Consider the following 10,355-nt stretch of genomic DNA (forward strand, 5'->3'; position numbering starts at 1 on the left):
ATGCAAAGAAAACGCTAGCAATCTTATAGAATCAAAAAAATTTCCCAACGATAACCGTCAGGAAACTAATGAAAACCATTATTTCAAAGCAACCTCTTCAATCATCACTCCCTCACCGTCTCAATCGTCCACTCCTTCCAACCTCGGAAACGAATGGCTCCTTGCTGGTCGGTACGATAGACTTGGATATTCCGACTGTCAAAGCGGTCCAAGGTTTCTTGGTGGGGATGCTTGTAGCGGTTATTTTCTCCAGCTGATACCAGGGCAATCTTGGCACCGATATGGTCTAAAAATTCAGGATAGGAAGAACCTTTGGAGCCATGGTGACCAGCTTTGAGGACATCGACAGGTAGTCGCGGATAAGCTTTTATCAAGTCCAGCTCCCCTTGCTCCAAGTCCCCTGTAAAGAGAAAATTGGTTTCCAACAAGCGACCGTAAAGGACAATGGAATCATTATTGCCACCGTCGCCTGTCCCGTCTGGATAGAGGACCTCCAGATAGGCGTCAAACATCGGCAGGCGGTCGCCCACTTTTACCACATGGACAGGCACATTGATTTTTTTCAGAGTTGCTACAAAGTCAGGTACCGTCAGACTTCCCGGCGACACGACAATCCGACCAATCTGAACCTGCTTAGCTACTTCCAGCACATCGCCCACATGGTCCGTATCGGTGTGAGTCAGCACTAGACTATCAATCCTATCCACACCTCGACTATGCAGATAGGGAATCAAGGTCCGCTCTGCATTTGCCTGCGAAGACCGCTCCTGCCACTCCTCCTTAGCCGCAAAATCGACCCGACCGCCTACATCAATCAGAGCCGTCCGTCCCCGCATATCCCGCAAAAAGATGCTGTCCCCCTGCCCGATGTCCACCACCGTCACCTCGTTTTCCAGCGGGTGTTTGGTTATGAAAAATAGCAGAGCGAGGACCAAGCTCAGTCCTAAGAGCCATTTCTTTTTCCTGTGGAAATCGTAAAGTAAGAAGAGACAGACCAGCAAGAGAACAAGAATTACCCCAGACGGCTGGCCCAGTATCCAAGGTCGCAAGCCCAAATCCGCCACCCAGACAATGATTTTTTCCATCAAGACGAAAAATCCGTTGACCCAAGTAATCTTAACCAAGGGCGATAGAAGAAAAATGACCGACAAGCCTGGCAAGAGCAGGACATCAAAGACAAAGGAAAAGGCAAAGGTCAGGAGGATAGACAACGGCTGAAAGGCATAGAAATAGGTCATAAGTACCGGCAAAATTCCCAGTGAAATACTGAGGCTCTCCACCGCAGCCTTTTTGACCTGCCCCAAGTCCTCAAAATCAAAAACCGTCAGCAAAAAAGCATAGGTAAATGTCAGGACACCGCCAGCTGTCAGCAGAAATCGGGGCAGAATCAGCAGACAGACAAAGACCGTCACCGCAAAGTTATCCAGCTTCCGCAAGCCCATATTACCCAGAATTTTCTGGACCAAGGACCGCACAACCGACACAGAAAAGCCAGTTAAGCCCGCATAGACAAGGGAAAAGGGAATTTGTAATTTATCAACCGTTTCCTTGGTCAAGCCCAAACGCAGTAAAATCCAGCGAAACTTATCGATGAAAAATCCAACCTGCATACCTGACAGGGCAAAGAGATGAATGATTCCTAGACTAGAATAGAGGTCACTCATCTGGTCGAAATCACTATCCAGCTCCCCAAACAAAAGCCCTGTCATGTAGTGGCTCATAGGAGCTGGAAAGTTGGTTTTGATATAGACCAAGGCCTGCCTCCTCCCGCTTGACAGCCAGTCAAAGACATTCCAAGACTGGACTGGGGAAATCTTTTTTATCGCCGTAATCGTGACTGTCCGATAAATCCCCTGTGTTTTCAGATAGGCCTGATAATCAAAGCCCTTGAAATTCCGCTGACCTGCTGGCAGGCTGACCTCTGCTTCCACTTCAAGCCAGACCAAATCTGTCAACTTTTGAAAATAAGTCTGCTCCTCCTGACTGGCTAATTTGTAGAACACCTGATAGGTTTGTCCGTCAGCCCGACCGCGGAAGGACAGGCTGTCCCCGTTTATATTGATGGTGTCGGGAATCAGCTGGACCTGTTCGACATGGCTGGGGGCTGACCGATCTGCTCGCTCCCATTGGACCTTTTGGTAGCAGAAAAACAGACCACACAAGGCTAGAAGCGGCAGCGTTCTGAGGAAAACCGTCTTACCTTGCCGAAACCAAAAGACAACTAGTAACAGACTCAGCAGGCCCATTGTCAAGAGGGAAAACGAGTGGACTACAAAATAGACCGCCACCGCCAATACTGCCAAGTGGATGGACTGGCAGGGGAGCTTAATCGACCGTGACATAAGGCCTGATGCTTTCCATGGTCTTGTCGCCGATACCCGACACATTGTTGAGGTCGTCCACCGACTTGAAGCCACCATTGGCCTCACGATAGGCGATAATGTCCGCCGCCCGCTTGGCACCGATACCGGAAATGGTCTGCAGATCCGCCTCGGTCGCCGTGTTGAGATTGACCTTACTTTCATTTCCTTCTGGGGACATAGCAGAGCTGGCAGTCGTGCTGGCTACCACCGAGATCTTTTCGTCCTTGCTGGCCACATAGACCACCGCCTCGTCGCTGAGCTTCTGAGCCAGATTGATAGACTTGGGGTCTGCCTGACTGGTCAAACCGCCAGCCGCATCAACCGCATCATTAACACGCGCACCAGCTTCTAAAGTGTAGAGCCCCGGCTTTTCCACCGCTCCCTTGACATCAACGACCAGCTGGCTGGACTCCTCACTTTCTTCTGTACTGTTTTCCTCGACCAACTCAGAGCTGCTAGAAGTTTGCTCGGTCTGTGGAAAGTCTGTCAGTCCTGTCTGATCAGACTTGGCAGGTTGACTGAACATTAAGAATGTCGTCAGAAGCAAACCTGCAGCTGCTGGCAGAGCAATCTGCCACTTGTATTCTTTAAGCATTTCTATATAAGTTTTGATTGTATCCATAAATTACCTCCACCTATATAGTGCGTAAAAAACACGAAAATCCCGGCCTTATAAGCCGAGATTTTCATATTTTGTCCGATTATCAAGATTAAAACGATTACTTGAATACTTTCTGCTATTTAGTACAATTTCGTTTCAAGCTCCTATTCCGATAGTTGAAGAGGAAAATCTGTCACTTCGTTATTATAATGCTTTTTCAATTCATCCCCAAATTTCGTAAAGAGTAAAATGGTAATCATGAGCATGATACAAGGAAAAATGACAATCCACGGTGCTTCCTGAATATAAATCCTCCCGTCATTGATCATAGTTCCCCATTCTGGACTAGGCACCTGCGCGCCTAAACCAATGAAGCTCAGTCCCGAAATCTCCATAATGACAATACCAATATCAAAACTCATGGTTGTCAATATTTGAGGTTTGATCATTGGAATATAATAATTGGTGATGGTTGCCAAAAAACCATTTCCATACATTTTAGCTGATTTAATGTAGGACTCTTCTTTTAGTTGTAGGGTGATGGAACGTGTCAGATAAGCGTACTTGGTCCAAGCTACCATGCACATGGCCAATACAGTCTGCTGGAGCCCAACACCTAAAATCCCAACTATGGCAATAACCAAGACAATGGCAGGAAAGGCTTGGAAAGCTGTAATAATAAGCAAAATAACCTGATCAACCTTACCACCAACTAATCCACTAGAGATACCAATCAAGGAGCCAATAGTTACGATGGTAAACAAGACCAATAGGCCTGAAAAAATACTTTCTCTACCGCCACTCATTACCCGTGCAAAAACAGAGCGACCAAGCGCATCTGTCCCAAACCACTCTGATTGACTTGGTCCTTGCAAGGCATGGCCTAAATCCACCTTGGTAATACTGTCAGTAAAAAAATAGGGAAGGACATACATCAGCACTAGCCAAGCAAGAAGAATGAACCCTAAAATCAATAACCTTTTATTTCCTTTTAGCATATCTCCACCTACTTATTCCCTAAACGAATTTTAGGATTTAGCCAAGCAATTACAACTTGTGACACCAGATTAACCGTTAATACTCCTACCGTTACAAAAAGCACAGTTCCTTGAATAATGGGATAATCCTGATTTGCTACGACTGTCACTAGGAGTTTACCCATCCCTGGCCATGAATACAAATGTTCAATAATGGTCACTCCGCTGACCAAGGCCCCCATAGAAAGACTAACTAACGTAATGATAAACGGCACGGTATTTTGTAAAACATCAAAAATGATAATGCGCCATTCACTGATGCCTCTTCCCCTAGCCCCTTCTACAAAAGGGTTGTGTAGTTCCTCAAGAAAAGCCGTTCGTAGTTGCGGTGTATAAACAGATGACATAGCTAAGGCCAGGGTCACCACCGGTAAAACAATCCCCAAGGAATTAGCAGTTGATTGCACTGGGAACCATTTTAAGTGAACTGAGAAAATTAATATAAGGATAATCCCGAAAACAAAGGTAGGAATGGCATTCAAAATACCTAGCAGGGACATCAAGCACCTATCAAACAAACTATCCTTCTTGTAAGCCATTGCCAAGGCTGTGGGAACAGACATGAACAGGGTAGTCAATAGAATATACATTGACAGGTAGAGGGTATTTGGAAAATAAAACACTAATTGATCCCATACGGGTGCGCCAGTATTGTAGGTCACGCCAAAATCAAAGACCACAATTTTTGACAGCCATCTGAAATACTGAGTTAGAAAAGGATCATTTAATCCTAACTTTTCTCTCGTTAAATCCAACAGTTCTTGAGTGACTGGAACACCTTCTTGGTTCAAAATAGCTTCAGCAGGATCTCCTGGAGCCAGATAAGAAAGCAAGAATGAGATAAAACTGACACAAAATAGGATAAGAATAAATTTTAATACTATCTTTGTAATACTCTTTAACATAGTTCTCCTTCTGATTCAACAAATACAGGTTGCCAGACAAGCACTCATGCGGAGGCTGGGCTCAAGCCCAGCACCGCTTCTCAAAGTTAGTGTCAACATCTCAGCGCAGTGGTTGCTTGGCTTTAACAGTACAGTGGACTGTTAAAGGTTCACTGAACCTTTTTGTAACGAACCTTGTTCGCTCTATCTCCAACCTCAAAAGGTTCACTGAACCTTTTTGTAACGAACCTTGTTCGCTCTATCTCCAACCTCCAACAGTCACTACTCTGACTGTTGGAGCTGTGCGGGGTGGGAGTGAAACAGTCTGGGGATAGACTGTTTCAGCTCAACAATTGGAAATAAGGACTTGTTGACGAACTCTTCTAGGAATGGTCGAGTTCTTTCCCACTCCCAAGCTAGTATGCAATGGTTATTAACGATTCTCCTATATGTGTGACCAAATTTGACTTCTGATAAAGGACTAGACCTGTTTCCAAGGCAAAAAAATCCTCCAAGACATCTCCGTGTAGGGTATGTAATTGACCAAGAATTTGGCCCTTATTAACCCTATCTCCTGGTCTTACAAAACAGGTCCAACAAGCTAGATGACCACTATAAAACGAATAGGATTTCTGATAATAGACTTGGTCGGACTTTGGTGCTTCTTTTCCTTCAAAAATAGATGCTAAAAGAGCTCGTACAGATTCTCTCATTTTATGAACATCTTCAGGCAGACAGGTTCCGCTATCCCCTTGCTCTAATAAAATGCTAGGAATGCCATAATCAATAGCTGCTGCCTGATACAGACCACCAACATCGGATGACGCAAAAATAACTGGACTGCCGCTTACTTGGGCAAGTTCTTTAGATTGGTGAATAACTGATGAATCTCCTAAAATCGAATAATAAACATGAGGAGTCAGAAGCTCTTCCTTATTGCCACCATGCAAATCTATGAGATAGTCAACATGCGGTAACAAGCGCTCTCTAAAAAACTGCTTGATATGATAACTCAAGGTCGGCTCTTGATAACTATTTTGAAATATCCGATTGAGGTTAACCATATCCTCTGGTACTAAGCTGGTCATTTTTTGATAGAAACCCGTTGGATTAACAGTATGGAGAAGCAATACTGATCCTTTATATTGTTTGAGTTCAATATCCTCCACTAAAGACATACTTGTTTTTATACCAACGTATTCACAACCATGTACGCCTGCTGTAATCAATACCAAGGGGCGGCTCCCTCCTCCTTTTATCAATGTATAGGGGAGTGAAAAATTATCTGCAATGGCAAAATTATCCTTAACACAGGTATTACAAGGAGCCTGTTCAACAAGTTCAATTACCATATCTAACCATTTCCATAAGCTTCTAAGAGTAGCTTGGTATAGCTACTTCGTGGATGACGGACCATGGCCAAGGTATCCGCCTGCTCAACTACTTGACCATCCTTTAAAACGATAATCTGTTCACAAAACTGACTAACCAAGGCAATGTCATGGCCGATAAAAAGAAAAGCGGCATCATGCTTTTCTTTTATTTTCCCTAATAATTTCATGATTTCAGCCTGGATGGTCACATCCAAAGCACTCGTTACTTCGTCACAAATAATAAGAGAAGGATTGACCAATAAGGCTCTAGCAATACTAGCACGCTGACACTCTCCCCCGCTTAATTGATGGGGAAATTGATAGAGATGACTTTCCTTCAGACCAACTTCTGAAATAGAACGCATCAGCACATCTAGTTTGTTCTCACCTGGAAAAAGCTTAAAATTATCAATAGCCTCTTCCAAACTCTCTTTAATCCTTCTCTTAGGATGAAAAAACTCCTGAGGATTTTGAGGGATATATTGAACAAGCCTGTAGAATTCTTTGTCTGATACTGTCTGAAAAGGTTTATCAAACAATGTTATACTCCCCTCTTGCAACGTCATTAATCGACAAAGCAATTGAGCAATCGTACTCTTTCCACTTCCACTTTCACCAACCAGCCCTAGTGCTTGACCTGTAAATAACTCAAAGTTAATGTTTTTTATACCTACATCATTTTTATAAAAATAGGTTAAATTCTGACATCGTAAAATACTTTTCATACTCTACATCCATTTCTAGACTGTTCTTAACCTTGGGATGGCAGCTAGTAATTTTCTCGTATAGGCTTCCTTTGGATGGGATAAAACCTCGAAAGTCTTACCAGTTTCAACAATCTTACCATCCTTCATCACAACTAAGCGTTCTGAAATATCCTTTGCAACACTCATGTCATGGGTCACTATCACAAGAGTTATCCCTTCGTTTTTATGCAATTTCTTTAGTAAGTGAACAAGTATTTTTTTATTTAGGGCATCTAAGGCACTGGTTGGTTCATCTGCTAAGAGTAGCTTGGGCTTCGCCACCAAGGCAAGTGCAATCCCTATTCGTTGCATCTGTCCACCACTAAATTCAAAAGGGTATTTTCTAGTGATTTCCTTACTATAGGGTAAATCAACTAAGGAAAAGCACTCCTCCAAGGTTCGTAAGTCGCTACTATATTTACTATAGGTTTTATACAAATCCTGATAATGTGCCCAGATAGTCCGCTTTTCATTAAAACTTGCTTTAGCATTTTGAGTAATCCAAGCAATATCAATACCAATAAAAGGCAGTTCCTGCCTTTTATTGGTTAACTGGATGGTCTGTCCCTCAAACTGAATGCGACCAGCTGTCTGCCTTAAGCTCGTTAATGGAAGGGCTAGAATACTCTTGATTAAAGTTGTTTTTCCACTCCCACTCTCACCGACAATAGCGATACTTTCTCCACTTGCCACTCTAAGACTGACATCATCCAAAATATCACGACTTGGAGAGGAGATAGTTAAATTGCTAATATCTAGCATATATTATTCCTTCACAATCTGATTTGTCACATGGTAATAATCTGTCGCATGTGATTCAAAGCCTTGAAGATTATTGTCCATGACAAGTGCTACTTTAAAATGACCAATATAGGTAAAGATATAATCCTCATCTACTAATTTTTGAATTTGTTTGCTTAATTCATTACGCTTTGCTTGATCAGGCTCAACCTGCAACTGATCAATAAGGCTGTCTACTGCTGGATTTGAATAGTGGGCAATATTTGCAGATCCGTTAGTATAAAAGACACTCTTGTAATAGGCATATGGATCCCCAATTGGGGCTGCAACTACTGTATAGGTGAGGACATCATATATATTCTCAGAAACCGCCGTAGTCGCTTTGTCCACAGTGATAATTTCCGAATCAATACCAACTTCCTTCAGTTGTTGTTGGAAAGCTTGAACAGATAATGGCATCTCTGCGAGACGATTATAAGTGACCAAGTCCAATTTTATATTCTGACCATTGGCCTCTCTTAGTCCATCTCCGTTTGTATCTTTGTATCCTGCCTCATCCAACAATTGTACTGCTTTTTCTACATTGTACTCGTGAACACTTGTTCCCAAGGCAAATTCGAAGTTATTTGGAAAAGCAGTATCTGCTACTTTAGCTGCACCTTTGAACAAGGAAGCAGTGTAAGTTTCCTTATCTACCAGAGTATCTAAAGCCTGGCGGAATTGTTTATCCTGACCTTCTGCTTGCTCCAAGTTATAGCTAAATTGAACATATCTGGATCCCTCTACTTCAGAAGTTTTAAAATTGCTACTGTCTGATTTGAAGGTTTCAAGGTTGGCATAAGGCAGACCATATACCGCATCCACTTCACCTGATTTTAGAGCAGCAGCAATAGCTGTTGCATCTGTAAAGTACTTAATCTTTAAATTCTTTGTTTTTGGTGTACCTGCCCAGTAGCCTTCATAGGCTTCCAATTCGGCACCACTCTCTGCAATATATTTGGTTAATTTATAAGGACCTGTAGCAACCGGTCCTTGTTTTGCTAGCGGCTCTGCACTAACATCAATAATGACCGAATATGGCTCTGCTAAGAGGTTAGCCATGATAGGTTGTCGTTGCTCTGTTTTTATAATAACCGTTTGACCGTCTGCACTGATAGACGTAATTCCTAAGTCCGCTTTTGCTCGATCACTCTTCGATAGAAGATGCTCCAATGACTGCTTGACCTTTTCACCTGTCATTTTTTCACCATTTTGGAAAGTAACATTATCTTTTAAAGTAATTTTCCACTCCAAATCACTGATCGATTCGATTTTTTCAGCTAACCAAGGTTCTACTTGTAAATCGTTGTTCAATTTGAACAAGGTTTCTCCGACACCGTAGCGCACGGTGAACCAGCCATTGTAATCTTCAGCTGGATGGATATTAGCCGGAAGTTGAGAGTAACCAATGTTAATGGTGTCAGTACTTGCACCTGGAACAGTTTGTGTCGGTACGCATGCTCCCAATACTAGAGTAGCCAAACCCATTGCCAACATTTTTTTATAGTTCTTCATGACGAACTCCTTATGTGTAAATATTTATATATTATGCTTTTAGTATACCAAAAAAGACAAGAATGTAAAGAGCTTACAAAAATTTTTATGATTATTTTTTGTATAATTCTAATATTAAAAAAATATGGTGCTCCAAATATATTGTTAGCACATTGAAAGAAACAAAAAACCCGCCATCAGCGAGTTTCATCATCCTATTTTTTATCCAACTGCGTGCTTGGTTGCCAGAAAAAACTAGCGATATAGCTAAAGACATAGGTTAGACCTAGAATAAGGGCAACCAGTAGGAGCACAGGAATACGATAGATATAGGTCAAGATATTTGGCTTTTTCTTGGTCTGGAAAGAAGCTGCATGGTTATCCAATCGCTTGAATTCCGCTTCGATACGGCTGGTCACTTCTGCCGTACCCGCGTCATCCATGCGCTTGATGTCTGAAATATCGATTGGATTTCCGAAGGCTACGTCAATTCGTTCACCAGCTAAAAGTCCTTTGATAGTCATTGGTCCCACATAGGTTGCTGGCATGAGTTTGACCTTGGCTGACTTTGCGATGACTGCTACTCCACCTTTGAGTTCAGATGAATGACGGCTACCAGACGGGAACATGACAAGTGAGCGGTCACTTTTTTTCAACATGTTGACAGGATACTTGATGGCTGCCATACCAGGATTGTCACGGTCAATGGGAAATGCTCCACATTTTGAAATCCACCAGCCAAACCCTCGGTCCTTGAAGAGTTCTTTTTTAGCCATAAAGATAAACTGCTTGGGTGCAGCCGCATAGCCCAGAAAAACAGGATCCCAGAAGGTTTTATGCGGGGCGATGAGGATATAATTTTCTTCCTTTGGCAAAATATTTTCTCTGTCATGATAATGAATATTGCCATTGATAGCCCAAAGTAAAAAAGTTAATAGCGTTCGTAGATAAGAATAAAACATAGACTTCTCCTTTTCAATCTCCCCTATTATAGCATAAATAGATTGATACCCCTAGACCAAAGTTATAAAACTTTTCTCACAGTTAGTCCTCGCTTTCGTGTTTTCAGGCTCGGGT

9 protein-coding genes are annotated in these 10,355 nt (G+C 42.5%); all 9 read right to left on the minus strand.

Going from position 1 to position 10,355, the window contains the following annotated elements; all coding sequences use genetic code 11:
* Positions 1-104 precede the first annotated feature (104 nt).
* Positions 105-2,342, minus strand: a complete 2,238-nt coding sequence (locus tag PW252_RS08190) for a DNA internalization-related competence protein ComEC/Rec2 (protein WP_248050981.1) — start codon at positions 2,340-2,342, stop codon at positions 105-107.
* On the minus strand, positions 2,326-2,985 hold the full coding sequence (locus PW252_RS08195) for a helix-hairpin-helix domain-containing protein (RefSeq protein ID WP_248050982.1): 660 nt from the start codon (positions 2,983-2,985) through the stop codon (positions 2,326-2,328). Before PW252_RS08195 ends, PW252_RS08190 begins: the two co-directional genes overlap by 17 nt.
* Positions 2,986-3,128: 143 nt before the next feature.
* Positions 3,129-3,962 carry an ABC transporter permease gene (locus PW252_RS08200; protein ID WP_248050983.1) on the minus strand — a complete coding sequence of 278 codons (834 nt, stop codon included), beginning with the start codon at positions 3,960-3,962 and terminating at the stop codon, positions 3,129-3,131.
* An 8-nt stretch (positions 3,963-3,970) separates the two neighbouring features.
* Positions 3,971-4,906, minus strand: a complete 936-nt coding sequence (locus PW252_RS08205; RefSeq protein WP_105118382.1) for an ABC transporter permease — start codon at positions 4,904-4,906, stop codon at positions 3,971-3,973.
* Positions 4,907-5,301: 395 nt separating this feature from the next.
* Positions 5,302-6,237, minus strand: a complete 936-nt coding sequence (locus PW252_RS08210) for a DUF2817 domain-containing protein (protein ID WP_248043681.1) — start codon at positions 6,235-6,237, stop codon at positions 5,302-5,304.
* A gap of 2 nt (positions 6,238-6,239) precedes the next feature.
* Complete coding sequence (locus PW252_RS08215) at positions 6,240-6,983, minus strand: ABC transporter ATP-binding protein (RefSeq protein ID WP_248050984.1); 744 nt, start codon at positions 6,981-6,983, stop codon at positions 6,240-6,242.
* Positions 6,984-6,998: 15 nt separating this feature from the next.
* Entirely contained in the window at positions 6,999-7,766 is a 768-nt protein-coding gene (locus PW252_RS08220) for an ABC transporter ATP-binding protein (protein ID WP_248050985.1), read from the minus strand.
* Between the two features lie 3 nt (positions 7,767-7,769).
* The gene (locus tag PW252_RS08225) at positions 7,770-9,299 is read right to left on the minus strand and encodes an ABC transporter substrate-binding protein (protein WP_248050987.1); all 1,530 of its coding nucleotides are present in this window, start codon (positions 9,297-9,299) and stop codon (positions 7,770-7,772) included.
* 194 nt (positions 9,300-9,493) lie between these two features.
* Complete coding sequence (locus PW252_RS08230) at positions 9,494-10,240, minus strand: lysophospholipid acyltransferase family protein (RefSeq protein WP_248050988.1); 747 nt, start codon at positions 10,238-10,240, stop codon at positions 9,494-9,496.
* Positions 10,241-10,355: the final 115 nt, after the last annotated feature.

This window comes from Streptococcus sp. 29887, assembly GCF_032595075.1.
Classification (GTDB): domain Bacteria; phylum Bacillota; class Bacilli; order Lactobacillales; family Streptococcaceae; genus Streptococcus; species Streptococcus iners.

Excerpts from the sequence above, each read along its gene's own strand:
- PW252_RS08190 (WP_248050981.1), bottom strand. The coding sequence starts at position 2,342 with ATGTCACGGTCGATTAAGCTCCCCTGCCAGTCCATCCACTTGGCAGTA.
- PW252_RS08195 (WP_248050982.1), bottom strand. The coding sequence starts at position 2,985 with ATGGATACAATCAAAACTTATATAGAAATGCTTAAAGAATACAAGTGG.
- PW252_RS08200 (WP_248050983.1), bottom strand. The coding sequence starts at position 3,962 with ATGCTAAAAGGAAATAAAAGGTTATTGATTTTAGGGTTCATTCTTCTT.
- PW252_RS08205 (WP_105118382.1), bottom strand. The coding sequence starts at position 4,906 with ATGTTAAAGAGTATTACAAAGATAGTATTAAAATTTATTCTTATCCTA.
- PW252_RS08210 (WP_248043681.1), bottom strand. The coding sequence starts at position 6,237 with ATGGTAATTGAACTTGTTGAACAGGCTCCTTGTAATACCTGTGTTAAG.
- PW252_RS08215 (WP_248050984.1), bottom strand. The coding sequence starts at position 6,983 with ATGAAAAGTATTTTACGATGTCAGAATTTAACCTATTTTTATAAAAAT.
- PW252_RS08220 (WP_248050985.1), bottom strand. The coding sequence starts at position 7,766 with ATGCTAGATATTAGCAATTTAACTATCTCCTCTCCAAGTCGTGATATT.
- PW252_RS08225 (WP_248050987.1), bottom strand. The coding sequence starts at position 9,299 with ATGAAGAACTATAAAAAAATGTTGGCAATGGGTTTGGCTACTCTAGTA.
- PW252_RS08230 (WP_248050988.1), bottom strand. The coding sequence starts at position 10,240 with ATGTTTTATTCTTATCTACGAACGCTATTAACTTTTTTACTTTGGGCT.